The following is a 26708-nucleotide window of genomic DNA, read 5'->3' as shown; positions in this document are numbered from 1 at the left end:
CCCTAGGTGAACCTATCTTCACGTCCCATACCTCTCCTTCAGGGCCACGCCATCCGCTGGTGCCGTCGCCATCGACTTCCCCGCAGGCTTCATTGCACTCCGGATGTGGCTTTACCAGCCCTTTGGCTGTTCCGCGGCTTTATATCAAAGCCAGCGGCGGGTGCGAGCGGCCCAATCGTCCCATTGCGGGCCGAAATCCTCTGCCAGCCAGCGTTCTTCCTCCAGGATGAAACGGTCGGTGACCAGCCACATGAAGAGCGGCACGAGCAGCAGGCTGGGCCAGGCGCTCCAATGCACGATCAGGCCCAGCAGGACCATCGCGTCGCCGAGGTAGATCGGGTTCCGCGAGCGCGCGAAAACGCCGTTTGTCACCAGGTGCCGGGCATGGCGGTGCGGGATGATCGTGGTGTGATTCTGCCGCATCTGCACCACCGCCACCGACATCAGGAGCAGCCCGCCGCCGACCAGCAGGCCGGCCAGCAGGTCGGTCAGGGCGGTGTCGAGACGCCCCACCGGCAGCCGGACCGCCTGTATCCGCGCAAGCAGGATGAAGAGCAGCAGCCACAGCGGCGGCAGGTCGATCCATTTTCGGAGCGGCATGACGGTTCCTTTCCTGTCGCAGCCCGCGCGGCGGATGTGCGGGCTGCGGTCATCGTGACCGGCCTACGGGTACCGGCAGGAGCGCCCGCGCCCAAGCGCGATCTGCCCCGATGCGACATCGCCGCCGCGTGGGCGGCGTGCGACCCCGGCGCGTCGGGCTTGCCCTTCGCCGTCGCGCCACTACCATCGAAGGTGTTTTCATTCGAGGGAGGGAGGCTCGACGATGGCGACGAGAATTCATGGACATGCCTTGCCGCTGGCGGCGATGGTTGCGCTTGGCGCGGCGTCCGGGGCCGGCGCGTTCGACGGATCGGTGCCCGCGCAGGCGGTGGAGGGGACCGCGGCCTATTCGCCCTTCGTCGGGCGGGCCTATCCCGACCGGGTGCTGTTTGGCGATCTGCATTTCCATACGGAGATTTCCTTCGATGCCGGGTTGATCGGCACATCGCTGACGATGCACGACGCCTTCCGGATCGCGCGCGGCGAAAAGATCGTCTCCAACACCGGCCAGCCGGTGCAGCTCGTCCGGCCGCTGGACTTCCTCGCCATCACCGAACATGCCGAGATGCTGGGTATCGCCACGGCAATCCGCGGCTCGGACCCGCGGCTGCTGGCGGACGATTGGGGGCGTCAGACCTACGATCTGTTCAACTCCGGCCAGGAGGGGCGGATGGCGGCATTTGCCGATATCATCGACATCGGCACGGTGCAGGGCGTGGACCCGACCGAGGGGCTCGATCTCGACGGCGATATCTGGCTCGACATCGTGGAAACCGTCGATGCCTACAACGACCCGGGGCGGTTCACGTCGCTGGCGGGCTTCGAATGGACCTTCACGCCGCAGGGCGACAACCTCCACCGGGTCGTGCTGTTCGGTGACGGGGCGGCACGGACCGCGCAGACCCGCCCCTTCACCTTCTTCGAGGGCTCGGACCCGGAACTCCTGTGGGATTACATGGCCGGCTACGAAGCCGCGACCGGCGGGCAGGTCATCGCGGTGCCGCACAATGCCAACATGTCCAACGGTCTGATGTTCGCGCCGACGAAGTTCGACGGAACGCCGATGGATGCCGGCTACGCCGCCAAGCGTATCCGCTGGGAGCCGATGCACGAGATGACGCAGATCAAGGGGGACGAGGAAACCCACCCGATGCTGTCGCCCGACGACGAATTCGCCGATTTCGAGAGCTGGGACGTGGCGAACCTTTCGGGCAGCGCCCCCAAGACGCCGGAGATGCTGCGCTACGAATACGCCCGGTCCGCCTTGAAGGTCGGGCTGGAAGTGGAACGCGAGATCGGCGTGAACCCGTTCAAGTTCGGCCTTTACGGAACGACCGACACCCACACCGCGATCCCGACGACGCGGGAGGACAATTACTTCGGCAAGTACCAGCATACGGAACCCTCGCCGAACCGGCACAATATCGAGGTGATCCCGGCCGAGGACCCTGCCCTGCGCATCTTGACCGCACAGGAGAGCGCCGCCGGGCTGACCGCCGTCTGGGCGCGGGAGAACACGCGCGCGGAGGTGTTCGGCGCCCTGACCCGTAAGGAAGCCTATGCGACCACGGGGCCACGGATGTCGGTGCGCGTGTTTGGCGGCTGGGATTTCACCGAGGCCGACCTCGGGGCCGCGGATTTCGTCGCGACGGGCTACCGCCGCGGCGTACCGATGGGCGGCGATCTGAGCAATGCGCCGGAGGGCGCGGCGCCGCGGTTCATGGTGCAGGCGCTGCGCGATCCGGATGGCGCCAATCTCGACCGGATACAGATCATCAAGGGCTGGATCGACGCGGCGGGCGAAACCCACGAGCGGATCTATGACGTGGCCGTTTCCGGGGACCGGGAGATCGGCGAAGACGGCCGCGCGCGGACGCCCGTGGGCACCACCGTCGACATTCCCACCGCGACCTACACCAATTCCATCGGGGCCGCGGCGCTCGCCGGCTTCTGGGAAGACCCGGAATTCGACGCGGCGCAGAACGCCTTCTACTACGTGCGCGCGATCGAGATCCCGAAACCGCGCTGGACGACGCATGACGCGGCCTTCTTCGGCGTGCCACTGCCCGAAAGCGTGCCGCCGACGGTGCAGGACAGGGCCTACACGTCGCCGATCTGGTACAGCGCCGGGAACTGATCCTGTCAGCGTTTGTCCGGGGTTGGGAACGCGCGAGGCGGCGGGCATCGCGATGCGCGCTGCTCGCCGCATGGCCGCAAGCGCATGACCCTTGGGAAGCCGGATCTGTTTTTGAACCGCATCATCGTGTATGATGCCCCTGCGCGTTCAGGAAAATTTCAACGAACACACGTGTCGGCGGGCGGCCAATCAGCCCGATGCCACGGCGTCGAACAGATAGTTCTCTGCTTCTTGCGAAAGTGACTTCGTTACTGGCTGTTCCGTCGCCCCGGGGGAAGTCGTCGTCCCGACCCGACCGTTCATTCCGTGAGCGGCATGTGTCTTGGGAGGACAAAAGATGACAGCAAAAACACCAAGCGAGTTGCGGGACCTGGTACGGGGCGAAGTGATTGCACCGGAAGACGACGGCTACGACGACGCCCGGAAGGTACACAACGGCATGATAGACAAGCGCCCCGCCGTGGTCGTGCGCGCGGCGAACGCGGGCGATGTCATGACCACGGTGCGGTACGCCCGCGACAATGGCCTTGAGCTTGCCGTGCGCGGCGGCGGCCACAGCGGACCGGGGTTCGGCACCTGCGACGGCGGGGTGGTTATCGACCTCTCGGCGATGCGTGGCGTTCGCGTGGACCCGAGGGCGAAGACCGCCCGCGCCGAGGGCGGCACGACCTGGGGCGACTTCAACGCCGCAACCCATGCGTTCGGGCTGGCGACAACCGGCGGCATTATCTCCACCACCGGCATCGCGGGGCTGACGCTCGGCGGTGGTGTCGGCTACCTGACGCGCGGCTGCGGGCTGTCGCTCGACAATCTCGTCTCGGCGGACGTGGTGACCGCCGATGGCGAGATGGTCGTGGCCAGCGAGACGGAGAACCCGGACCTGTTCTGGGCGCTGCGCGGCGGCGGCGGCAATTTCGGTGTCTGCACCTCGCTCGAATACCGGCTGCACCCGGTCGGCACGGTCTACTGGGGCCCGATGTTCTACGAGATCGAGGAGGCCGGGAAGATCCTGAAATTCTTCGATGAATATATCGAGACGGCGCCGCGCGAGATGGGCGGCTTCCCCGCCTTCCAGATCGCGCCGCCGCTTCCGTTCATCCCCGAAAACCGCCACGGGGACATGTTTGCGGCCATCGTCGCCTGCTGGTCGGGTGATCCGGAGGAAGGCGCGCGGCAGTTCAAGGTGTTCCACGACATTGCCGAGGTGAAGGCCGAACACGTCGGCCCGGTTCCCTACCCGGCGATCAACGGCGCGTTCGACGGCCTCTTCCCGACGGGTATTCGCCAGTACTGGAAGGGCAACTTCGTCAAGGAACTGACCGACGAGGCGATTGCGGTGCACGTGGAGCATGGCGCGAAGGCGCCCAGCGTGAGTTCGACGATGCACCTCTATCCGGTCAACGGCGCCTGCAAGGACGTCGCGCCCGACGCCACCGCCTACGGGCATCGGGACGCGAAATACTCGATGGTGATCATCGCCGCCTCGGACAACCCCGCGGACGACGCTGCCAACACCGCCTGGGTGCGCGGATATTCCGATGCGATCGCGCCCTATTCGGAGACCGGCGGCTACATCAACTTCATGGACGCGGACGATGCCGGACGGTCGAAGGCGAACTTCGGCGCCAATCACGACAGGCTGGTCAGGATCAAGGGCCGGTATGACCCGGAGAACCTGTTCCATGTGAACCAGAACATCGCGCCAGCGAAGTCCGAACGCCGCTCGGCGGAAGACCGCGCCAAGGTGCCAGAGCCGACCGGCTAAGAACACCGCTGAGGCAACCGGCAAACCCCGGCCGCTCGCGCGGCCGGGAGCGACCATGCGGTCGATGTCATCACCGTCGGGTGAGCACCTCCTGTTGCGCCGACCTTTCTCGGCATTGGACCGGCCGCGCGCAGGTGAGCGCAATGTGGGTCGGATCACGACGAATGGACAGGATGCACCGCGGCGGCCTTGCCACCGGGGCAAGCGAGCGATGCGGTATTCCCAATTGAGTACAGAATTACCTCGGTGGGGTGCGCGCGATTGGATCGCGATTTTCGGGCGCGTCACCCAAGAAGGTCGAACATGCCCGGATTGAATTCCGAAAACTCGACATCGCGGAATTCAATCGTTTCCATTCCGTTGTTCCCCAAATCAAAGATCACCGAGTTTTCGCCGACATTGCAGGCGGCAACGAAGGTTGCATAGTCACCCGGGAGTTCCCCGCCACGCCCGAAGGCAATGACGTCTACGGTTGGGTCGAAATCAAGGATGATGTCGGCGCCGAAATTCGCCCGGAATTCGAATTGATCCGTTCCCCCGCCGCCCTCCAGGACATCGTCCCAGGGGCCGCCCATGAGCTTGTCATTTCCCTCGCCGCCGCTCAGCGTATCGTCACCGTCGCCGCCCTTCAGGATGTCCTGGTCGGCCCCGCCAACGAGGGTGTCGCCGCCATCGCGTCCACTGAGCACGTCGCGGCCCGGGCCGCCGCGCACGACGTCATCACCGGCACCGCCGTCCAGCTCGTCGGCTCCGTCTTCGCCGAGCAGGGTATCCGCGCCGGCATTGCCCTGCGCCTGGTCGTTGCCAGCCCCGCCGTTCAGGTGGTCGTTGCCGTCACCGCCGCGGAGCACATCGTCGTCGGCGCCCCCCTTGAGGGTATCCGCCCCATCCTGCCCGCGCAGGGAGTCTTCCCCCTTCTCGCCGAGCAGGATGTCGTCCCCGCGCTCGCCATAGAGAGCGTCCTTGCCGGGGCCGCCTTCGAGGCGGTCATCGTCCAGCCCCCCCATGAGCGTGTCCTTGTCAGGGCCGCCGATGAGGATGTCGCGACCGGATTTTCCATCCATCCGGTCGCGGCCGTCGCCACCGAGCAATCTGTCATCGCCGGGGCCGCCGTCCAGCCGATCATCCCGATCGCCTCCGAAGAGCCTGTCATTGCCCTCTTGACCATACAGGATGTCCTTGCCGTCTTCGCCCTTCAGGATGTCATTCCCGTCGCCACCGTAGAGCGAGTCGTTCTTGTCACCGCCAAACAGCCGGTCCTTGCCATCCATGCCGGAGATCTCGTCGTTGCCGGCGCCGCCGTAGAACCAGTCGGCACGCGCCGTTCCATGGATGTCGTCGTCTTCGGAGACCTGCAGCCCTGGAAGTTCGGCCAGCCCGATTTTCTGGCCGGGCGCGAAACCGCTGCTGCGTGTTGGCGCGCTGTATTCGAAGGTGTTCCAGAATTTGTAGAGGCCGTTTGTGCCCGCATGCGCCGGCAGGTGGTCCCCTTCCAGGCGGACCATGAAATGCTTGCTGGTGTCGTGGCTGTAGTAGTCCAGTACAATCGCATTGCGCGATCCGTTGTTCCACGCGATGTCCAGGACATAGGGAAGGCTGTCGCTGGGCAAAGCCGTTTCGAAGGGAATCATTTTCGCGGTGTACGGGCTCTTCTGTACGGAAAAGTTATAGATGTGTTCGACGAACGGGAATGTCGCCGGGAAAACCGAACCGGGGGCCTTTCTTTCGACGCTGTATTGAATGGACCGAATATCATCCGGAAGGACCATTTCGAATTTCAGCTTGTTGGCGCGAGGTATGCCCCTCTCCCAATGGAATCGCACGAAATGCCCGCTGTATGTCGTCATGACCTCCTCCATCCGGAAATCTCGACCACGTGCATTTTATCAAAACCCGGTAAGTCGTGCGTTGACCTGCAACAATTGCATTCTCGCACGCAAACCCGGAACCGGCGAACCCGGTCGGGAATTGCGGAGATCGAGAAACGGCGTGGAGGCAGGCTGCGCCCCACCGGGGCGGCACGGCAGGTGCGCGCGCGTGCCTCAGTCGTGCTCGCCGCATTCGCGGCGGCGGTAGAATTCCTGCAGGCTGCGCCGCCGCTCCGGCGCGAAATGGCGCCCCGCAGGCGAGAGGCCGCGGATCCGGTCGAGGCGGAACATGCGGAAATCGTCGCGCAACTCGCACCAGGCGACGAGGGTCCAGACCTTGCCCCAGAACCACAGGCCGAGGGGGCGCACCTCGCGCAGGGAGCTTTCCCCGGCGCCGTCGACGTAGTCGAGCGCCAGCACCTCGCGGGCCTCCACGGCCTGTTCCAGCCGGTCGATGGTGGCGCGGACATCGTCGGTCATCTCCGGAGCCATCGCGTGCACCTGCACGGCACCCGCGCGGGCGCGTTCGGCTTCCGGCAGCACGGCCTCGATCTTGATCAGCGCCTCTTCGGCGGCACGCGCCATGCCCGCGCCGCCCCAGGCCCGCACCAGCCGCGCACCGGCCACCAGCGCGACGATCTCGTCACGCGAGAACATCAGCGGCGGCAGTTCGAACCCGCCCTGCAACACGTAGCCGACCCCGGCCTCCCCCTCCACGGGGACGCCGGAGCCCTGAAGATCCGCGATGTCGCGGTAGATGGTGCGTTCCGACACTTCCAGCCGCTCGGCCAGGTGCCGGGCGGTGACGAGCCGACCGCCGCGCAGATGCTGCACGATCTGGAACAGGCGGTCGGCCCGGCGCATCAGGCGGCCGCCTCGAAGAGCCCGACGCGGTTGCCGTCGGGATCGGCGGCGTAGACGTAGCGCCCGGGCGGGATCGTCACCACCTCGCCGAGCAGGGTGCCGCCGGCGGCCTCGGTACGCGCCATCGCCGCCTCCAGCCCGCCGTCGATCAACAGGTAGAAGGCGACACCGCGATCGGGCTTGCCGGGCTCCCCGACGTAGAGGTTCGCGGAGACGCCCTTGCCGGGCTCCTCGGTGCGGAAGAACGCGACGGTTTCGCCGCCCATCTCCACCTTGTCGAGCGCGCCGCCGGTCGCGGCGGCATAGAACGTCATCGCCTTGTCCAGATCGCGGACGGGGATCTCGGCCCAGACATTGAAATTCTTCGGTGCATAGCTCATGGGGGTGTCTTTCTGTCTTGATGGAAAATGTGGGTTGGAAAAGTGGGGGCCGTCAGCCGCCCGCCGCCGCGAAAGCGCCGAAGGAATTGCCGTCGAGATCCTGACAATAGGCGAACCGCCCGGCCGGGATCTCGATAGCGGGCGAGAGCACCTTGCCGCCAGCGGCTGTCACCCGCTCCAGCGTGTCCTCCAGCTTGCCCGGCGTGGCAAGATGCACGGTCGGCCCCTGCCCCTCTGCCGCCGGTTGTCCCGGATAGAGATGCCCGGCCACGGCGGTCGCCATGTCCGCGGCCTGAAAGACAGCAATGGGGTTCGGGCCGGTTTCGTCGAGTTGCAATGCCATGCCGGTCACCTCGGTGTAGAAGGCCATTGCCTTGGTCATATCGCGCACCGGCAATTCGAACCAGACGGCGGCGTTCGGGGGGATGTGGGTCATCGGGGTCTCCTGTCACTTCGTGCTTCCGATGACCCCTCTCTCGCACACCCCTCCTGACAGCCTGCTGTCAGGAGCCTGTCAGCGGGGCGAAGGTTTCGAGATCCGCGCGAGGACCGGCCCGACGCGCGAGCCCGCGGTCGCCCCCCCTTCCGCCGCCGCGCATGCTAGCCCGGACAGGAAGGAAGAGATTGCACCTCTATCCCGCGTCTGTTTGTGTTCCACCGAAGAGATAATCGCGCCGGGAGATCGCACGAGATGACCGCCAATCCCGATTTCGACCCGCGGTTCCGCCAGCCGCGCAGGATTGTCTTCGGCATCGGCGCGGCGAAATCCGGCACGAGCTGGTTGAATGCCCTGTTGCGCGCCCATCCGGAGGTGCACGTGGCGCATCAACGCGAGTTGCACTACTGGGACGTCGTGCGCCCGCCCTTCAACCAGAAGCCGAAGGATCACGCCCGCACGACGCTCGATGCATTGGAACGCCAAGCGCTCTGGAGCCGGCTGACACGGGCGCCGGCGCTGCGATATTACCGGGCAGCGGCGCGGATGCGCGAGGCCCCGGACCCGCGCCACAGCGCCTATGCCGACGTCTTCTTCGAGGGGTACAGGGGCGCGCCGGTTGCTGGCGAGGTCACGCCGGCCTATGCGCTCCTCGACGCGTCGACCTACGCCGAGATGGCCGCGCTCAACGACGATTGCCGCTTTGTCTTCCTGATGCGGGACCCGATCAGCCGGTTGCACGCCGGAATCCGCCACAAGCTCCGCAAGTCGGGGGAACACACGGAACTGACCGAGGCGCAGGTCCTGGCCGAGCTGAAACACCGGCTCGCCCCCCAGAGCGAGGCGGACATGCGCCGCGCCTATTACCTGACGACGATTGGCAACCTGGAACAGGCGGTGCCCCGCGAACGCGTGCACTACGAGTTCTTCGAGAACCTCTTCCGGCCCGAGAGCGTCGCGCGGCTCTTTGCCTTCCTCGGACTGAAGACGCTCGAGGTGGACCCGACGCAGAAGCGCAACGCGGGCTGGTCCACCGGCGCGCCCATGAGCGAGGAGTTTCGTGCCTTGGCCGGCAACCAGCTTGGGGGTGTCTACCGCGCCATCCGCGACCGGTTCGGAACGCAGGTCCCCGAAAGTTGGCTGGACCCCACCGAAAGGAATTAGGGCGCGCGGGCCTCGCTCCCCGCTGCCCGCGCGCCCCAACGACCGGACCGCCTGCCGTTTCGACAGCAGGCGGAGCGTCGGTCTATTCGCCCATGGCCTCCTGCACGATCCCGTCGAGCAGCGCCTGCACTTCCTGCATCGGCCCGTCGGGATAGGTCCGGTGGCCCACCTGCACCTTGCCGTCCATCTCGACGACGAAGACGTTGTAGGGACAGTGGATCACATTCATCGGGTCGGCCTCCATGACGCTGCGCGACACGGTCGCGGAGCAGAACAGGTAGACGTTGGCGGCCTCGAAGATCTTCACGTCGCTGCCCACATCGGCGCCGGTGCGGTTCAGCATGTCGCCGACGTGGCTGACATAGTCGATCACCAGCCCCTGCCCGACGATTGCCGATTCCACGGCGAAGGCCGCGTCGTCGAAGCTGCCATCGAAGTCGTGCAGCACAGCCTCCTGCGCGGTCGCGGGCGCGGCCAGCGCGAAACCCGCCGCGGCGAGCATGGGTATCAATCGTTTCATGTCTTCCTCCCCTTGATCATTGTCATCATCATGCGCGGGTCGTCACCGGTCAGCCGAACATGTCGGTCGTGATGCCGGAGTACCATCCGACGGATTCCACGAAGGTTTCCATGCGCTGGTCGGCATCCTCGCCCAGCTGGCTGATGAAGCCGTCCACCTTGGCGATCTTGTCTTCCGTGGCCTCGTAGGTCGCGCCCACCTTGATCCCGTTCTCGGGAGAAATCAGCGACCAGCAGGTGTTGGTGAATTTCGCCGGGAAGACCTTTGATCCGGTCAGCGCACCGCGGATCGCCATTGCCGCGACCTTTGCCTGGCTGTTGGCGGCGAAGCCGGATTTCGGCATATCCCCCTGGTTCGTCGCATCGCCCAGGACGTGGATATTCTCGTCCATCCGGCTTTGCATCGTCGCCGGCACCACCGGGCAGAACCCGGTTTCGTCGGCGAGCCCGGCAAGTTCGGCGATCCGCCCGGCCTTCTGCTTCGGGATCACGTTGCAGACGGCAACCTCGTTGACCTCGCCGTCGATATCCACCGTCATCGCCGCCGGGTCGACGGAGACGTTGCCGCCGCCGAAATCCGGCCCCAGCCGCTCGATCATCCCGCCGTAGTGGGTTTCCCAGCCATCTTCGAAGAGCGCCTGCTTGGAGAACTTCTCCTTGGGATCGGCGACAAGGATCTTCGCGGTCGGGTTCCGCTCCTTCAACACGTGCGCAACCATCGAGATCCGCTCGTACGGCCCGGGCGGGCAGCGGAACGGGTTGGGCGGAGCGATCATGCAGAACAGCCCGCCCTCGGGCATCGCCTCGATCTGGTGCTTGAGCAACTCGGTCTGGGACCCGGCCTTGTAGGCGTGGGGCATCGCGTGCTGTGCGGAGACGTCCCACCCGGGCACAGACCCCTGCACGAAGTCGATACCGGGCGACACGACCAGCCGGTCATAGGGAAGCACGGCACCACCGGCGAGCGTCACGGTCTTGGCGTCGCGGTCGATCCCTATTGCCCAGTCGTGGACGACGTTGACGCCGAATTCGGAGGCGAGCTTGCCGTAGGAATGCCGGATGGAGGCCATTTCGCGGAAGCCGCCGATCACCAGGTTTGAGAAGAAGCAGGTGTAGAAATCCCGGCTCGGCTCAACCAGGGTCACGTCGATGCCGCCGTCGCTGTCCTTGGCGATATAGCGTGCCGCGGTCGCACCCCCGGCCCCGCCGCCGATCACGACGACCTTCGGCCTGCCGCTCCCCTGGCCCCAGACCGTCGGCGCAGCCAGCGTTGCCGTCAGCGCCGCCGTCGCGCCAAGGAAATGGCGTCTGTCGCGTTTCATGTGGTGTCCTCCCAATAGAATGGCCGGATCCTCCTTCCGGCCGGTGGTGCCCCGTTTTTCGGGTTCTATCCGCCGAGTTCGGCGAAATAGGCGGCGATTGCCGCGATCTCCTCGTTGCTCAGGCGCCCTGCCATCATCTGCATGACCGGGTGGTCCCGCGCCTTGTCCTTGTAGGCGTGCATCGCAATGACGAAATCCTCCGCCGGCCAACCGGTGACCGAGGGGATTCCCTCCATCTCTCCATCCGCGCGATGGCAGGTCAGGCATTCGCTGGAGAGGTATTCGCCGTATTCCGGATCGCCCACGATGGCGAGGATCTCGGGCGCGACGTTGTGGTCGGTGCCGACGGCAGTTGGCGCGGCTTCCGGGATGTCGCGCGGATTGTCGGAATTCTCGCGCAGCCAGGCCAGAACGTCGGCGCGCTCATTGGCATCCGACAGCCCGAGGAAGCGCATCTTGGTGCCCGGCACGACCGATTTCGGCTCCTCGATGAAGGCGTCCAGCGTTTCCAGCGTCCAGACGAGCCCCTCTTCGCGGGCCTGCCCCATCGCCTTGGAATACTTGAACTCCTCCACCTCCGCCGCCTTGCGACCGAAGATGAAATTGAGGTTCGGGCCGATCCGGTTCCGGGCGTCCTCGCCGATCTGGTGACAGGGGCGGCACTTCTTCCAAAGCTCCGCCCCCTTCTCCACATCGCCGAACTCGCTCGCGCCCGCCGGGATGGCAGGCGCGAGGGACAGCACGGCAAGGACCGCGCCGCGTGCCACGATCTGCCGCGGCGCGCGTGTCATGGATGGGCCTGCAGATAGGCAACCACCGCGTCGAGATCCTCCGCCTTCTTCAGCCCCGCGAAGGACATCTTGTTCCCCTTCAGGAAGGACTTGGGATTGGCGAGGTATTCATTCAGCGTGGCGGCATCCCAGACCATGCCCCCCTCGCCGGCCTCGATCATCACCTTGGAGTACTTGAACCCCTCCCCGGTGCCGACCGAACGCCCGACGATGCCATTCAGGATCGGACCGACCTTGTTCTTGGCACCGTCGCCGACCTGATGGCAGGCCTTGCACTTCTTGAAGACCTTCTCGCCCGCGGCAACCAGTTCCGGGTCCGGCGCGCCCGCCGCGGCCACTTCGGTCACTTCCTCGGGCGATTCCGCTTCCGCGGCAGGCTCCGGCGCGCTTTCGGTCGTCGCGGCGGCCATTTCGGTGGAGTCCTCCGCGGCTTCCGGGGCCGGTTCGGCGGCAGCGGCCTCTTCGGCGCCTTCCTCTTCCGGCGTCACGTCCAGAACCGCGGCGCGCATGGTGATCTCGACGCTGTCCTTGCAATTCTCCATGCACGGCTCTGCGCTGAAGATCCCAAGTTCCGTCTCTGCCCGGTCGTCGACGATGAAGCCGTCGGCATTGGGCATCTCCACGTCGAGGAAGGTCTCTTTCGAGAGCACGAAGTCGTCGTCCACGAGATCGTTGGAATAGAGGATATAGGCGACCATGGCATAGACATCGTCATCCGACAGGGTCTGCGCGGCCCCGAAAGGCATGGAGCGGCGCACGTAGTCGAAGGCGGTCGACAGGTAGGGCCAGTAGGAGCCCACGGTCTTCAGCGGGTCCTCGTGGTCGAGCGTGTCCATGCCACCGGCGAGCTTGGGCCAGTTGTCCACACCTTCGGCGAAATCGCCGTGACAGACGGCGCAATTGTCGGCGAAGACCTCCTCGCCGGTCCAGACATCGCCCTCCCCCTCGGGGAGGCCGGTGCCATCGGGCAGTATGTCCAGGTCCCAGGCCGCGACCTCTTCGGGCAGCGCCGGGCGGCCAAGGCCGAACTTGCCGTGTGCGGCGGCGGTATCCTCGCCGGTCATGGCGTCGGTATCGCCCTGGCCGTCGAGCTTGTCGGTCGATCCGTCGACAACGGCCGCGGCAGTGGCAACGGCTGCCGCTTCCGGCGCGGGTTCGGATGCGGGCTCCTCGGCCTCGGCAAGCTCCTCCGTCGCCTCCCCGGTGGGCGCTGTCTCTGCCACGGCTGTTTCGGTGGCTTCCTCGACAGGCGCGGTCGCGTCCTCGGCGGCATGTGCCTCTTCAGCGGGCGCGGCGGCCTCGTGGGAGGCGGCGGCGTGCATTTCCGCGGCATGGGCGGCTTCTTCCGCCTTGTGAGCCGCGCGTTCCGAGAGCCCGACCGACAGCGCGATGGCCGAGACGCCGACCACGCTCACGAGGGCGAGCTGGTTAGGAAATTTCGACATTTTCGGCCTCCCCGTCGGCGTTGACCCACCAGGTCTGGATGCCGTTGTTGTGATAGATCGAGTTTAGTCCGCGCACCTCGCGGAGCTGGTCCTTGGTCGGCTGGACATAGCCCGTCTCGTCCCGCGCCCGGCTTTGCAGGAACATTTCCTCGCCGTTCCAGACGGTGTCGAAATAGAACCGAGTCAGCGCCTTGTCCTGCCCCGGCGCGCCCAGCCGCGCCTTGTGCCAGTTCTTTCCGCCGTCGGTGGTCACATCGACGCCGGTGATCGCGCCGCGGCCGGACCATGCCAGACCGGTGATCACCAGCGGCCCGTGGCCGTGGGTGATCGGCGCCTGCGGGCTGGGCGACGTGACGACCGATTTTGCGTCCATCTCCCATGTCCACTTGCGGCTGACGCCATCGGCCAGCGTGTCGGTGTATTTCGAGGTCTCCTCGCGGCTTTCGACGGCGACCTCGGTGACCTCGAAACGCCGGAGCCACTTGACCCACATGTTGCCTTCCCAACCGGGCACCACGAGGCGGGCGGGATAGCCGTGCTCCATGCGGAGCGCCTCGCCGTTGGCCTTGAACGCGACGAGGCAATCGTCCATCGCCTTCTCCAGCGGGATCGAGCGGCCGTTGGAGGAGGCATCGGCCCCCTCGACATAGACCCACTTGCCCTCGGGCTTCACCCCGGCCTCGTTCAGCAGCGTCCGGAGCGGCACGCCGGAATATTCCATGTTGTGGATCATCCCGTGCGTGAACTGTGCGCCATTGAGCTGCGCACCGGCCCATTCCATGCCGCTGTTGGCGGCGCATTCGCAGAAGTAGACCCGGTTTTCACGCGGGAAGCGCTCCAGGTCCGCGTAGGAGAAGACCAGCGGCGTATCGACCAGCCCGTTGATCATCAGCCGGAAATCTTCCTTCCGCAGTTCGATGGCACCCGAATGATGGCGCTCAAAGGCACAGCCCTGCGGCGTGATCGTGCCGTCGAGCGCGTGGATCGGCGTGAAGTTGATCGAGGAGATCGTGTCGGCGGTCAGCCACTCGACATTGCGGCGCACCACGTCGCTCTCGAACTCGATGGGCATGCCGTAGGGCGTGGCGTCGACGCCAGCGCCGGTGCCGGACGCCCAGTCCTGCATTTCGGTGATCAGCGGATCGGGGCCGGACGCCTTGGCGGCGGAGGCCGCAACGGCGCCGGCACCGGCGGCGGCGGCGCCGGTCAGGAACTGACGCCGCGACGGCTCGATGCCTTTGGTCTTGGTGGTCATCGGGGATGTCCCTCCTTGCGTTTCGGTTTCGCGGCTCAGACGCCGGTGACGGTGACGGATGTGTTGGGCGCGGTGCTGACCGTGCCCTGTCTCTTGATGTAGCTTTCCACCACATCCCAGATCGGCGGACCTTCGGTGCCCTCGTTGACGCTCGCCCAGCCGGCAACGACGTAGGTCTTGGCCGGGTCGATGGCTTCTCCGGACTTGAGAAGCGTCATGTTGGAGATCCGGCTGCCCTGCGGCTTGGTCACGTCGATGGCGTAGCCCATGCCGCCAATGCGCACCATGTCGCCGCCCTGCTGGTAATACGGGTCGGTGTTGAACAGGTTGTCCGCCACGTCCTCCAGGATCACATGGATGAACTCGCCGGTCATCTCGGTGCGGTAGGCATTGGGATAGCTCATGGATGTGACGTTCCAGAGGTCTTCCCGCGTGATCTCCTGCCCCGGCATGATCGACGGGCCCCAGCGGACGCCGGGCGACATGGCGATGTCGGCCTCGCGCTCTTCCAGGAGGGCGTCGCAGATCAGGTCGTCCCAGGTGCCGTTGAAATTGCCCCGGCGGTAGAGAAGCTGGTCGTCGGCCGTCTGGCCGATGACTTCCGACAGCGCATCGGCAAACGGCGCGCGCTGTTCGTCGATGAGCGCTGTCATTTCCGGATCGGGTTCGATCACGTCGGAGAAGATCGGGATCAGCTTGTGCTTGAAGCCCATCATCCGGCCGTCGCGCACATCCAGATCGACACGGGAGACGAACTTGCCGTTGGAGCCGGAGGCGACAACGATGGTCTCCCCCACCAGCACCGGTTCCGGCAGGGCATCGTGGGTATGACCCGACAGGATGACGTCGATGCCGGAGACGCGGGCGGCCATCTTGTGGTCCACGTCGAAGCCGTTGTGAGACAGCACGACCACCACTTCGGCCCCCTCGCCGCGGGCCTCGTCGACGATCTCCTGCATGCGTTCATCGCGAATGCCGAAGGAGAATTCCGGGAACATCCAGCCGGGGTTGGCGATGGGCATGTAGGGGAAGGCCTGGCCGATGACGGCAACCTTTGTGCCGCCGCGCTCGAACATGCGGTAGCTCTCGAAATACTCCGACGGCTCGTCCCATTCCTTGTCGAAGATGTTCTGGCCGAGGGCCGCGAATGGCAGGTTCTCCAGATGCTCCAGCACGCGCTCGGAGCCCAGCGTGAACTCCCAGTGGAAGGTCATCGCGTCGGGCGCGAGCTTGTTCATCACGTTGACCATGTCCTGGCCCTGCGTGTGGTAGCAGGTGTAGGAACCGTGCCAGGTGTCGCCGCCGTCGAGCAGCAGCGCATCGGGCCGCGCGGCACGAATGGCGTTGACCACGGTCGCCACGCGGTCGAGCCCGCCGACGCGCCCGTATTCCTTTCCCAGAGCCGCGAAATCGTCATAGGTGAGCGCGTAGGCGGAGGGCGAGCCATCCTCGATGCCGTAGAGCTTGCGGAACTCGGCGCCGGTCACGTGCGGCACCCGGCCCCGCGCCTCGCCGACGCCGAGGTTGATCTCCGGCTCGCGGAAATAGATCGGCTTGAGCTGCGCGTGAATGTCGGTGACGTGGATCAGCGTCACGTTGCCGAAGGTGTCGAATTCCAGCAGCTGGTCCTGCGTCAGGCTCTGCTGGGCGGCAAGCCGGGCCCAGTTGCCGAAGCCCGAGCCGCCCACGATGGCGGAGGCGGCCATCGAGACCTGCAGAAAATCACGGCGCGAGATCATGCGATTCTTTTCCTCGTGATGGCGCCGCCTGCCCTGTCAATGCGGCAAACATGCGCAAACTTGAATGTTTCTGGTCAAAAAAGACCCCGCACCGGCAAAGACCGATGCGGGGGCTGACCGGTTAGTTGCGGACGGACGGCCCTTCGACCGACAGACCGTTGCCGCGCGAGGCGACGTAGAGTTCGAGCGCCACGAATTCCGGGCTGCCCGGCGAAAAGGTCTCGGCACGGGTGTCGCGCACGCATCCCTTGAAGCGGGCATGGACGGAGTTCAGCTTGGCGTTCTTCAGACGGTAGGCCGGGAAGCCGTTGATCTGGCCCTGGCTCAAGTGGTCGGCGCGGATCATGTTGCCGTAATTGTCTTCGTGGCAATTCGCGCAGGAGAGCTCCAGCTGCCCGGTGCGGGTGTAGTAGAGTTCCTTGCCCTTTTCCCAGGTTTCTCTCGCCGGGCCGTCAATGGCCACGTTGACCGGCATGCCGCGGGAAATCGACGACAGGAGCGCGTTCATGTTCGTCATGTCCGCGCCGTCGTATTTCCAGGCCTCGGCGCCCATGCGGTCCGTCCGGCAGGCATTGATCGTGGTCTCCAGCGTCCAGACCTCGCCGGCGTTCTCGTTCCACTTCGGGTAGACCGCCCGCACGCCAACCATCTGTTCGTCTTCCAGCGCACCGTGACAATCCGAACAGGCCTTGCCGGCAGACCCCTCGACGGTGTCCCACGCCTCGATCGCCGATTCGACGCCCAGCATGCCGGGATTGTCGAAATCGTCCATTTCCAGCGCCTGCGTCTCGTCAGAGCGGAAGTGCCAGCCCGACATGATCTCGTCGATATATTCCATGTGCTCGGGCGCCGCGGTCTTTGTGACCATCTCGATTTCTTCGTTGATCACCAGCGTGTCGTCGTCCGGGTCGGCATTCGCGGCTCCGACGGCGGAGATAGCAAGGGCACCGGCAAGCGCCGTCATTGCCTTGAAATTCATGTCTCGTGTCCTCCCTGTGGGTGAACCCGCCCCGGTCGTTCGCCACCGGGACAGGCATTCCTGCAGCGCGCCTTGCGGCGGGATCAGCCGATGGCGATCGGCTTTGTCTCCTCGTAGACGGAGCCGTCGTCGTCGTACCAGGTGAAGTTGAAATCACCGGCTTCGGGGACCGAGGCCTCGAATTCGAAGTAGGGGTTGGTCGAGATCGCCGGCTCCATTGTCACGTCGATCACGTTCGTGCCGTTGAAGTCGCAGGTGAAGCGATTGATGATCGAGCGCGGAATGAGGTTCCCGTCGCCGTCCTTGCGCTGCCCGGATTCCATCTTGTGCGAAATCAGGGTCTTGATCGTGATCACGTCACCAGCGGCCGCCTTCTTCGGGACCTTGACGCGGGGCTTGACACCATCTGCCATTGTTCTTGTCTCCTAATGCCTGGTTGGAGCAATCCCGACGCGCGGACCCTGAGGGAACCGCCGCTGGAATTGCCTCGGTCCGTTAGCCGCCGCAGCCGCCGATGGTGACCTTCACGGTCGAGGACGTCTTGACGAAGCTGCCGTCGGCCATCTTGGCCACGGCGACCACGTCCTGCGTGCCGGCGAGGCGGATGCGCGTGGACGCGGCGTGGGAACCCGCCAGTTCGCCGAACTTGAACTCGGCCACGCCCGGCGTGGGGTTACCTGCTGCCAGTATCAGGATTGCCGCAGCCCCCGGCGCATCGACCGAGATCGGCACCGTATTGCCGTTTTCGGCAATCTCGGGCGCAGTCAGGGTCAGACCGCCTTCGCCCATGTCGGCACCGCCGGTAAAGGCGGCGATGGCATCCTCGGTGGCGGCGTTCACACGGAAGGGCATGATACCCATCGCGGCGGCGCCAAGGCCAAGGGCCAGCGTCTCGCGTCGTGAGAATTTCATTTCTCGTCTCCTTGGTTGAGAACGGGCCGTGGCCGGCCCGAAAGCGTTATTCTTCTTTCAGCGTCACGAGATACGCGACGACATCTTCGATCTGCTGGGGCGTCAGAAGCGGCGCAATCTCCTCCGCCGCGATGCCCTTGCCGGTGTAGCCGTTACCGGGCCGGACGAAGCCTTCGATCTTATAGAAGGAAGGCATGATGGTGCCGTCGTAGGTCATCTTCGCGTTGGCGACGATGCCGCGGATCTCGGCTTCGCTCCAGCGGTCGGCGACGCCATCGAGGCTCGGGCCAACGTTGCCCTGGAACGGCACGTCGGGCATTGCGCTGACCTCGTGACACGAGACGCAATTACCGATCGACTTCGTGGAGATGACCTTCGCCCCCTCCTCGGGATTGCCGGCCGCCCCGGTCAACGATGCGGCGACCGCCCCATCCTCATAGACCACGTCGCCGGGTGCGACAGGTTCGGCCGTGGCGGGCGTAGCCAGAATGAAGGCGGCAACAGCCGCCGAAAATGCGCGTTTCATATGTCCTCCCGTAGCGACGCCTTCGCGATAGATGCGATATCTTCTCGGTTCGCTCCGCACACCGTAGCGTACGGAATCCGCTCCGTGCAACAACAAATTCGCTTATTTGAATTTTCATGCCTTCGAACGAAACGTACGGACAGGGCCAGCACGACGGCCGAATGTTTCATCTGAGCGAAGAAAACGTAACAAATATGGCGCTCTACCCTCGCCGTTCGGCGATCATCCGAGCATGGTAGCGCTGGAAGTCCTCGTCGGGATTGGCCTCGTAGAGCTTCTCATTGACCCAGACCAGGAGGTCATACGTGGTCAGCTTCGAGAACGCTCCGGGCATCGTCGCCACCGCCGCCCGGTGCGCTGGCGTGTCTTCCGGCACCTCTTCGGGCAGGAAAAGAATCAGCGGGGTGAACATGAGCCCCCATTTGCGGGCCATGGCCGTTTCCGACAAAGCCTCGCCGTCGAAATCCGTCACCTCGGTTTGCCCGTGCATGTTGAGTTGCACGACGAAGAAATGCTCGGTGATGTAGTCGGAGACCTCGGGCTGCGAGAACACCTCCTCGTGCATTTTCTTGCAGTAGATGCAGCCGCGTTGTTCGAAGATCAACATCAGGCGCTTCCCCTCGGCATTGGCCTCGTCAAGGTCCTCGCGAAGATCCTTGAAGGTGTCGCGCATCCAGGGTTCCTTGTGCAGCCCGTCGTCGCCGATCTCGGCGGCCAGAGCCAGCGGTGCCGCTAGAATGAGCGCCGCAATCGCGGCCAGAAATCGTTTCAACATGCAATCCTCCCGAAATGGTTCGGCCCCGGCATCAGCCGGCCACCGGCATGAAATTCAACATCCACTCGGCGATCCGGTTCACCGAATCCGTGCCGATCAGCACGCCGAAGAGGATAAGCAGCGCTCCCATGGCCTTCTCGACCTTGGGCAGGTGCCGCCGAAACCCCTTCATCCAGCGCATGAAGGGGCCGATGAAAAAGGCCGCCAGGACGAAGGGCAGCGTCATTCCGAGCCCGTAGACGAAGAGCATTGCCGCCCCCTGCCCCATGCTCTGTTCCTCGACGGCGACGGTCATGAGAATGGCCGCCAGCACCGGTCCGACGCAGGGCGTCCAGCCGAAAGCGAAGGCCAGCCCGATGACATAGGCGCCCAACAAAGACACGTTGGACGTATCGCCGGCATCTGCCCGGAACTGGCGATAGAGAAAGCCGATGCGGATGACGCCGAGGAAGTGCAGCCCCATCGCAACGATGAGGACCGCGGCCGCGATCCGCAGGATGCCGATGTAGGAATAGACAAGCTGCCCGAAGGCGGAGGCCGAGGCGCCGAGCGCCATGAAGATCGTCAGGATCCCGGCCGCGAAGAAGATCGCCGACAGCACCGCGCGCCGGCGCACGCCGGCCGGCACTTCGCCGCCGGCGCCGATCTGTTGCATCCCCACCCCGGCGAGATAGCTGAGGTAAAAGGGTACGATGGGCAGGATACAGGGCGACAGGAAAGACAGCAGGCCCGCCGCGAAGGCGCCTGCCCAGGTGACTTCGGGCATGTCCTCCCCTCCCTTGTCCCATTCACACATTCATATTATGTTAGGTTTTCATGGCGCGTCAATCAGACCGGTGGCACCGATGATAGGAGCACTTCGTATACCCTTGGCAAGTCTGGCAATTTGCCTGTCGGCGCTGCCCGGGTTGTCGGCAGAGCTGGTCATGGTCGAGCAGGCCGGATGTGCCTATTGTGCGCGGTGGAACGCGGAGATCGGGCCGATCTACCCGAAGACGTCGGAAGGCGCATATGCGCCACTGCGACGTGTAGATCTGCGCGGTGACGAGATAGAGACGCTCACGCTGGAGCGCCGGGTCGTTTTCACGCCAACGTTTATTCTCGTCGACGACACCGACACCGAGCTTGCACGCCTTGAGGGATATCCCGGCGAGGATTTCTTCTGGGGACTTCTTGAACAGATGTTGCAGGACAAGACGGGCTATACGCCCGCCGCGGCGAACGGTGGGTAAGCGCCCGCCACCGGGATCAGGGGCAACGCCGCACGAATCTGCCGGCGGTGCCGAAAAAAGCGACTCTGCACCGCCACATGCAGCTCTAAGCGGTGCAAAAGGCGCTGAACGGATTGAAAATCAACGCTCAGGATGCAACCTTGGAAGCTGCCAACCGAATGTGAAAGACATGAACGACATGGGACTTCCCGTCATCGACGACCGTACGACCGAAGAGGAGATCGACCAGATCGTCTCAAAGGCGACGGCGGCATCGAACTTCCTAAAGGCCATCAGCCACGAGGGCCGGCTGATGATTTTGTGCCATCTGGTGACGGGCGAGAAATCCGTGACCGAGTTGGAAAACCTGCTGTCGGCGCGTCAGGCGGCCGTGTCCCAACAACTCTCGCGTCTGCGACTTGAAGGGCTCGTGCAACCGCGCCGTGAGGGCAAGACGATCTACTACTCCTTGACCGACGACCGCCCGCGCAAGATACTCGAGGTCGTTTACGACCTGTTCTGCAAGGACGAGAACGCCTGCTAGGCCGGAGATGACGCGCGTCTGACGTGCTCTGCCCGGCCAGCCAGCTGGGGAGGGCTGCGAATGGGCGATTTTCCGGGCGACGCCACATTTGTCGCCATGCTCGGCTTCATTGGGGGGCTCGGCCTGGGGCTGGCTGCACGCATCGGCCGCTTCTGCACACTTGGCGCGATTGAAGATGCGCTCTACGGCGATTCCGATATCCGACTGCGCATGTGGGCCATTGCCGTGGGCGTTGCCGTCATCGGCGCGTTCGGGCTCGCGGCCGCCGGTTTGCTGGAGCCGATGGAAAGCTTCTATCTCAATCGCGGCTGGAACCCGCTGGCCCATATCGCCGGCGGGCTGGTCTTCGGGTATGGCATGGCGCTGGCCGGCAATTGCGGATACGGCGTGCTGGCGCGCGTTGGCGGCGGCGATCTGCGCGCCTTCGTGATCGTACTGGTCATGGCCATCGCCGCCTATTCGGTGATCTCCGGCCCCTTTGCCGCGATGCGCGTGGTGATCTTTCCCGAGGGTTTGATCGGAACGGACGCACCCGCGGGCATTGCCCATCTGCTTGCAGAGCCGCTGGGGCTGGCGCCAGCCATCGTCGGCCTGGCGATCGGCGCCGCGATCCTCGCGGCAGCGCTTGCGCCCGCCCGGATGCGCAAGGCGCGCACATCGGTCTTCTGGGCCGTTGTGGTGGGCCTCTGCATCGTCTCCGGCTGGGCCGCGACCACGTATATCGCCCATCGCAGTTTCGGGGCGGTCCCGGTGGAAAGCCATACCTTCTCGGCACCGCTTGGGGATACGGTCCTCTACATCATGTTGGCCTCGGGCATGCAGCTCAATTTCGGCGTCGGTTCGGTTGCGGGCGTGCTCTGTGGCGCCTGCATCGGCAGCCTGCGCAAGGGGCATTTCCGTTGGGAAGCCTGCGAGGACCCGCGCGAACTGCGCCGGCAGATCCTCGGCGGCGCGCTGATGGGCATAGGCGGCGCGGTGGCCATCGGCTGTTCGGTGGGCCAGGGCCTGTCGGCCTTCTCGATGCTGGCCTTCTCCGCCCCGCTCACGCTGGCGGCGATCATGATCGGCGCCTGGCTCGGCCTGCGCCAGCTCATCCACGGTTTCGCACCGCTCTGAGTGCGGCCCGGCATCCAACACCTGGCGGATGCCGGGCGCATGCACTCCGACCACGCGTTACAGGCGAGGTGCGTGACGGATATCTCGACATGATGCCGTCGCCGAATTTCTCGTGGATCAGTGACTTCAAAGTCGGCCCGTAACCACCGACGATCTCGTCGAAACGCTGGATGCAGGGATCCGTCAGAAGGCTCCGCGCGGCGGATTCGGCGACCTGTCGGCACAGCGGGAGGCCGTAAGCAATCACAGCGCCGTTGCTGTTTGTCCGGAGAGGACATGCTGGGGGGGCCGCCGTGGCGCCACTCCCGCTCGGAGATGCGGGACGTACGCCCTTGACCGGCAGCCAAACGGGAGTCTGCGCGTCGTTCTGGCGAAAAGCTCGCCGCATGATCAATCCGGATGCGATATTGACGTGTAATTGCCACCTCTACCGCCGGTGAAACTCATTCCGGCAGATGTCCGAATTACAATACCTACACTGCCCCACGATTAGCGGAACAGTTTTGCACCGAGTCACGTTTCCCATTCCGCAGATCGGGCGTTGACGCTTATTTTTTCACCTGAAACCGACAAATCCTTCTGCAGGTGCGAAAACGCGAGGCCCGAGGCTTGACCAACGCCGCGTTCGGTCGCTATCGCGAAGGAAATACGACTCGCGCAGACGCGCGATTTCCGGCGCGCGGGCAACGGTGTCCAATGCGTCAAGGCAAGAGCAGCTCTTTGCTACGCCTGCCACGGACAACGGCGTCCAACTCCGAATTCAGTTCCGCCAGCGGCCCGCATGGGCCGATGTTCCGCGCAATCACCACACCGGAGGAAGCTCCGAATGTCCGAACAGCCAGCAGGCTTCAGTTCCGAGCAGCAACAATACCTCGTCGACGTTCTCTCCCGCCTCAACCTGCACCGCGCCTTTCAGGGGGGCGGCACGACACAGGCGGAGGCGGAAACCGTTTACGGCGTGCCACTGGAAGACCTTTGCAAGGAGGAGATCGCCAAGCACGAAATGCATCCGCTCGACATGTGGCGCAAGCTGGAGGAATGGGAAGCCAACGGTCACCTGGCCGCGGGGCTTGACCAGTTCCTGCTGCGGCACCTTGGCTTTTTCAACGTGGAGCCCAACAGCCCCGGCTACATGATGCGCCTGCGTGCGCCGGCCAATATCCTGCGCGGCGACCAGATGATCGCTCTGGGCGATATCGCGGAGGATCTGGCGGGCGGATACGCCCATGTGACCACACGCGGCAGCCTGCAGATGCGGGAGATCATGCCCGGACGCGTGATCCCGATCATCGAGCGGCTTCAGGAGGTCGGGCTGACGGCACAGGGCACCGGCGCGGATTCGGCGCGAAACCTGACCGCCTCGCCCACCGCCGGTTTCGATCCGCTGGAACTGATCGACCTGAAGAAATATGCCAAGCGGCTAAGCACGCGCATTCTTCGCACCCGCGAGTTGCAGGGCATCCCGCGCAAGTTCAACATCTCCTTTGACAATGCCGGGTCGCTCTCCTGCCTGAGCGACACAAACGATATTGGGTTCCTTGCCGTGGACGTGCGGGAAAACGATCGGGGCGCGGAGCCCGGCATCTGGTGCCGCATCCACCTGGGCGGAATCACCGGGCACAAGGATTTCGCCCGCGACACCGGGTTGATCTGCCGCCCCGAGGAGACGGTGGACGTGGCCGAGGCAATGCTGCGCGTCTTCGTCGAACACGGCGACCGGACCAACCGGAAAAAGGCGCGGTTGAAGTATCTGCTCGACGGCAAGGGCTTCGACTGGTTCTGCGACCGGACACAGGAAACGCTCGACGGCTTCGGCACCGGCGTTCAACTCCGACGCCTGGACGCCACGCATGACGCTCCCCGCCCGCCCATTGCCCGTCAGGGCCATATCGGCGTGCACCGCCAGAAGCAGGACGGGCTCAATTATATCGGCGTGGCGTTGGAACTGGGGCGCTTGTCGCCGGAGCAGATGCGCGGCCTTGGCCGGATCGCGCAGAAGTACGGAGGCGACGACATTCGCCTGACAGTGTGGCAAAACCCGCTGATCGCCCACGTGCCCGACGACGCGGTGGACGCCGCCTGCGCCGAGATCGAAGCGCTTGGGCTGACTACCAAGGCCACGGCATTTGCCGCGGGCGCGGTGGCTTGCACGGGCCGGTGGGGCTGCAAGCTCGCCGCGGCCTACACGAAGCAGGATGCGCTGCGGCTCGTGCGCCACCTGGAGAGCCGATTCACCCTCGACCAGCCGATCAACATCCATGCAACCGGCTGCGCCAATTCCTGCGCGCAGCACTACATCGGCGATATCGGGCTGATCGGAGCCGCCGCGCCGGACGGCGGCGAGGGATACAACATCGTGCTCGGCGGCGGGTCCGACCAGGACCAGGGGCTTGCGCGGCCGCTGTGCGGGCCGGTGGCCGCCGGCGAAATCCTCGCGCTTCTCGAACACGTGGTCGGCCAGTACCTGGCGCGGCGCGCACCCGACCAGAGCTTTCTCGACTTCACCCGCAGCCTCGACGATGCGGGCTTGCAAAGCCTGCTGCCGGCCGCCGCTGCCGCCGCCGCCTGACCCGACATTCCCATCGGAGACGCCCCATGAGCGCCGAAGACCCGAACATTCTCAACAATCTCGCGCTTGCCATCGGTCAGGCGCAAACGGCCCGTGCGCCGCAGTTCATTGCCGATGACGCGCCCTTTGACCCTGCGCAACGGCAGTGGTTGAACGGCCTGTTGACGGGGCTGCATGCCATCGCGGCTTCCGCCGCGTCGGGCGGGGAGGCCGAGGCCGGGACCGCACTGACGATCCTCTACGGCTCGCAATCGGGCAATTGCGAAGCTCTGTCGAAGGATCTGCGCAAATACGCCAAGACACGCGGTTTCGACGCGACGGTTGCGGCCCTCGACGACGTCGCGCCGAGCGATCTTTCCGCGGTCAACCACCTGTTGATCGTCGCCGCCACCTTTGGCGAGGGCGATCCCACCGACAACGCGGCGACTTTCCATGCGAGCCTGATGGCGGAGGATGCCCCCGCCCTGCCCGCCTCGCTGAATTACAGCGTCTGTGGCCTGGGCGATTCCAGCTATGCGGCCTTCAACAAGGCGGGCCGGGACATCGACGCGCGACTGACGGAACTCGGCGCCACGCGCGTTGCCGAATTCGTCGGCTGCGACCTCGATTTCGAGGACGACTTCGCGGCATGGAAAAGCGCCGCCTTCGACAGCGCCGCCTTCACGGAAGCCGCAGGAGCCGCGGCCGCCCCGGAGCCCGCGGACGCGGGCCCGGCGTTCGACAAGGCACACCCGTTCATGGCCTCGCTCATGGTATCGCAACGGCTGAGTGGCGACGGCTCCGCGAAATGCGTGAACCATATCGAGTTGTCGCTTGCAGGCGGCGGCGCCGACCTTGCCTACGAGGCCGGCGATGCGCTTGGTGTCTGGCCGGTGAACGACGCCGCCGAGGTGCAGGCGATCCTTTCCGCGACCGGGCTGACCGGCGCGGAGATGGTCCAGCTCAAGACCGGGCCAGCGGGGTTGCGCGCGGCGCTGCTGACGCGGCTGGACCTGACGACAGTCACACCCAAGACGCTGGAAGCATGGTCGCTGGCGGACGCCCCCGACGATGCGCAGATCATCGACCTGCTGACGGGCGGCGCGCTGGCGCTCGACGCACAGCAACTGGCCGACGGCCTGCGCCCGCTGCAGCCCCGGCTTTATTCCATCTCTTCAAGCCCCAAGGCCCATCCCGGCGAGGTGCACCTGACAATCGGCGAAGTCCGCTACGATCTTCATGGCACGCCCCGCAAAGGCGTCGCCTCCACCTATCTCGGCGAGCGCCTGACCCTCGGCGGCATGGTCGGTGTCTACGTCCAGTGCTCTGCGCATTTTCACCTGCCCGCGGACGATGTGCCGCTGATCATGATCGGTCCGGGCACCGGCATCGCCCCCTTCCGTGCCTTCCTGGAGGAACGCGCGGCCCGCGGCGCGACAGGGCGCAACTGGCTGTTCTTCGGCGATCAGCACGAGGCCTGCGACTACCTTTACCGCGCCCAGATCGAAGCCTGGCAGGAGAGCGGTCTGCTGACCCGGACGAGCCTTGCATGGTCTCGCGACGGCACCGAAAAGGTCTATGTCCAGACGCTGCTCGCACAGGCGGGCGCGGAGGTGTTCCGCTGGCTCGAAGAGGGAGCCGCGATCTACATCTGCGGCGACGCAACGCGGATGGCGGCGGACGTGGAGCGCACGCTGGTCGACATCATCGCAACCCACGGCAAGGTCGCGCAGGAGGAGGCCGAGGCGCGGCTGGCACAGCTCGCCGCGGCGCATCGATACCAGAGAGACGTGTACTGACCCAAACGGTTGA

General features: G+C 65.1%; 26 protein-coding genes. 8 read left to right on the top strand and 18 right to left on the bottom strand.

Features of this window, described 5'->3' with window-relative positions; translation table 11 throughout:
- Positions 1–144: 144 nt before the first annotated feature.
- Positions 145–600, bottom strand: a complete 456-nt coding sequence (locus ARC39_RS08885) for a methyltransferase family protein (protein WP_068113158.1) — start codon at positions 598–600, stop codon at positions 145–147.
- Between the two features lie 223 nt (positions 601–823).
- Between ARC39_RS08885 and ARC39_RS08880 the strand changes: the two genes are divergently transcribed.
- Both ARC39_RS08880 and ARC39_RS08875 read left to right on the top strand, forming a co-directional pair.
- Positions 824–2737, top strand: coding sequence for a DUF3604 domain-containing protein (locus tag ARC39_RS08880; RefSeq protein WP_068113155.1), 1914 nt, complete (start codon positions 824–826; stop codon positions 2735–2737).
- A 337-nt stretch (positions 2738–3074) separates the two neighbouring features.
- Complete coding sequence (locus ARC39_RS08875) at positions 3075–4502, top strand: FAD-binding oxidoreductase (RefSeq protein WP_068113152.1); 1428 nt, start codon at positions 3075–3077, stop codon at positions 4500–4502.
- Between the two features lie 284 nt (positions 4503–4786).
- Here the strand turns inward: ARC39_RS08875 and ARC39_RS26385 are convergent, their stop codons facing one another.
- From ARC39_RS26385 to ARC39_RS08855, 4 genes are all read right to left on the bottom strand, one after another.
- Positions 4787–6349 (bottom strand): calcium-binding protein, encoded by a 1563-nt coding sequence (locus tag ARC39_RS26385; protein ID WP_161470949.1) that lies wholly within the window; start codon positions 6347–6349, stop codon positions 4787–4789.
- Between the two features lie 195 nt (positions 6350–6544).
- Complete coding sequence (locus ARC39_RS08865; RefSeq protein ID WP_068113135.1) at positions 6545–7234, bottom strand: helix-turn-helix transcriptional regulator; 690 nt, start codon at positions 7232–7234, stop codon at positions 6545–6547.
- Entirely contained in the window at positions 7234–7614 is a 381-nt protein-coding gene (locus tag ARC39_RS08860; protein WP_068113132.1) for a VOC family protein, read from the bottom strand. Before ARC39_RS08860 ends, ARC39_RS08865 begins: the two co-directional genes overlap by 1 nt.
- Positions 7615–7666: 52 nt before the next feature.
- Complete coding sequence (locus ARC39_RS08855) at positions 7667–8050, bottom strand: VOC family protein (protein WP_068113129.1); 384 nt, start codon at positions 8048–8050, stop codon at positions 7667–7669.
- Positions 8051–8305: 255 nt separating this feature from the next.
- Between ARC39_RS08855 and ARC39_RS08850 the strand changes: the two genes are divergently transcribed.
- A complete protein-coding gene (locus ARC39_RS08850) occupies positions 8306–9214 on the top strand; it encodes a sulfotransferase (protein ID WP_068113127.1) in 909 nt (302 codons plus the stop codon).
- 82 nt (positions 9215–9296) lie between these two features.
- On the opposite strand, the gene ARC39_RS08845 is transcribed toward ARC39_RS08850, so the two are convergent.
- From ARC39_RS08845 to ARC39_RS08790, 12 genes are all read right to left on the bottom strand, one after another.
- Complete coding sequence (locus ARC39_RS08845) at positions 9297–9734, bottom strand: DUF302 domain-containing protein (protein WP_068113124.1); 438 nt, start codon at positions 9732–9734, stop codon at positions 9297–9299.
- A 49-nt stretch (positions 9735–9783) separates the two neighbouring features.
- The gene (locus tag ARC39_RS08840; RefSeq protein WP_068113121.1) at positions 9784–11055 is read right to left on the bottom strand and encodes an NAD(P)/FAD-dependent oxidoreductase; all 1272 of its coding nucleotides are present in this window, start codon (positions 11053–11055) and stop codon (positions 9784–9786) included.
- Between the two features lie 65 nt (positions 11056–11120).
- Positions 11121–11846, bottom strand: coding sequence for a c-type cytochrome (locus ARC39_RS08835; RefSeq protein WP_068113118.1), 726 nt, complete (start codon positions 11844–11846; stop codon positions 11121–11123).
- The gene (locus ARC39_RS08830; RefSeq protein WP_068113280.1) at positions 11843–12910 is read right to left on the bottom strand and encodes a c-type cytochrome; all 1068 of its coding nucleotides are present in this window, start codon (positions 12908–12910) and stop codon (positions 11843–11845) included. Before ARC39_RS08830 ends, ARC39_RS08835 begins: the two co-directional genes overlap by 4 nt.
- Before the next feature lie 364 nt (positions 12911–13274).
- Positions 13275–14546 (bottom strand): sulfite dehydrogenase, encoded by a 1272-nt coding sequence (gene soxC / locus ARC39_RS08825; protein ID WP_068113115.1) that lies wholly within the window; start codon positions 14544–14546, stop codon positions 13275–13277.
- A 35-nt stretch (positions 14547–14581) separates the two neighbouring features.
- Positions 14582–16285, bottom strand: a complete 1704-nt coding sequence (gene soxB / locus ARC39_RS08820; protein WP_068113112.1) for a thiosulfohydrolase SoxB — start codon at positions 16283–16285, stop codon at positions 14582–14584.
- 121 nt (positions 16286–16406) lie between these two features.
- The gene (gene soxA / locus ARC39_RS08815) at positions 16407–17264 is read right to left on the bottom strand and encodes a sulfur oxidation c-type cytochrome SoxA (RefSeq protein WP_068113109.1); all 858 of its coding nucleotides are present in this window, start codon (positions 17262–17264) and stop codon (positions 16407–16409) included.
- A gap of 83 nt (positions 17265–17347) precedes the next feature.
- Positions 17348–17677 (bottom strand): thiosulfate oxidation carrier complex protein SoxZ, encoded by a 330-nt coding sequence (gene soxZ, locus ARC39_RS08810; RefSeq protein ID WP_068113106.1) that lies wholly within the window; start codon positions 17675–17677, stop codon positions 17348–17350.
- An 82-nt stretch (positions 17678–17759) separates the two neighbouring features.
- Positions 17760–18176 (bottom strand): thiosulfate oxidation carrier protein SoxY, encoded by a 417-nt coding sequence (gene soxY / locus ARC39_RS08805; protein WP_068113103.1) that lies wholly within the window; start codon positions 18174–18176, stop codon positions 17760–17762.
- A gap of 46 nt (positions 18177–18222) precedes the next feature.
- Positions 18223–18702, bottom strand: coding sequence for a sulfur oxidation c-type cytochrome SoxX (gene soxX, locus ARC39_RS08800; protein ID WP_068113100.1), 480 nt, complete (start codon positions 18700–18702; stop codon positions 18223–18225).
- 202 nt (positions 18703–18904) lie between these two features.
- Positions 18905–19477: a thioredoxin family protein gene (locus tag ARC39_RS08795; RefSeq protein WP_068113096.1), complete on the bottom strand. Its 573-nt coding sequence runs from the start codon at positions 19475–19477 to the stop codon at positions 18905–18907.
- Positions 19478–19508: 31 nt separating this feature from the next.
- Positions 19509–20243, bottom strand: a complete 735-nt coding sequence (locus tag ARC39_RS08790) for a cytochrome c biogenesis CcdA family protein (RefSeq protein ID WP_068113094.1) — start codon at positions 20241–20243, stop codon at positions 19509–19511.
- Between the two features lie 79 nt (positions 20244–20322).
- Here ARC39_RS08790 and ARC39_RS08785 point away from each other — a divergent pair, with 79 nt between their 5' ends.
- The 3 genes from ARC39_RS08785 (at position 20323) to ARC39_RS08775 (ending at position 22348) form a co-directional block, all read left to right on the top strand.
- Positions 20323–20709, top strand: a complete 387-nt coding sequence (locus ARC39_RS08785; protein ID WP_149866364.1) for a thioredoxin fold domain-containing protein — start codon at positions 20323–20325, stop codon at positions 20707–20709.
- Between the two features lie 178 nt (positions 20710–20887).
- Complete coding sequence (locus ARC39_RS08780; protein ID WP_068113277.1) at positions 20888–21232, top strand: ArsR/SmtB family transcription factor; 345 nt, start codon at positions 20888–20890, stop codon at positions 21230–21232.
- Positions 21233–21292: 60 nt separating this feature from the next.
- Positions 21293–22348, top strand: a complete 1056-nt coding sequence (locus tag ARC39_RS08775; protein ID WP_068113088.1) for a YeeE/YedE family protein — start codon at positions 21293–21295, stop codon at positions 22346–22348.
- Here the strand turns inward: ARC39_RS08775 and ARC39_RS26550 are convergent.
- Complete coding sequence (locus ARC39_RS26550; protein ID WP_078059150.1) at positions 22323–22736, bottom strand: cyanase; 414 nt, start codon at positions 22734–22736, stop codon at positions 22323–22325. The genes ARC39_RS08775 and ARC39_RS26550 overlap by 26 nt on opposite strands.
- 438 nt (positions 22737–23174) lie before the next feature.
- Between ARC39_RS26550 and ARC39_RS08770 the strand changes: the two genes are divergently transcribed.
- Together ARC39_RS08770 and ARC39_RS08765 are read left to right on the top strand one after the other, a co-directional pair.
- A complete protein-coding gene (locus ARC39_RS08770; protein WP_068113085.1) occupies positions 23175–24917 on the top strand; it encodes a NirA family protein in 1743 nt (580 codons plus the stop codon).
- Positions 24918–24943: 26 nt separating this feature from the next.
- On the top strand, positions 24944–26695 hold the full coding sequence (locus ARC39_RS08765; protein WP_068113083.1) for a diflavin oxidoreductase: 1752 nt from the start codon (positions 24944–24946) through the stop codon (positions 26693–26695).
- Positions 26696–26708: the final 13 nt, after the last annotated feature.

Origin of the sequence: Tropicimonas marinistellae (genome assembly GCF_001509585.1) — a bacterium.
Lineage (GTDB): Bacteria > Pseudomonadota > Alphaproteobacteria > Rhodobacterales > Rhodobacteraceae > Tropicimonas > Tropicimonas marinistellae.
The sequence above is the reverse complement of the archived record's forward strand: the minus strand, read 5'-3'. Positions and strand labels throughout refer to the sequence as shown.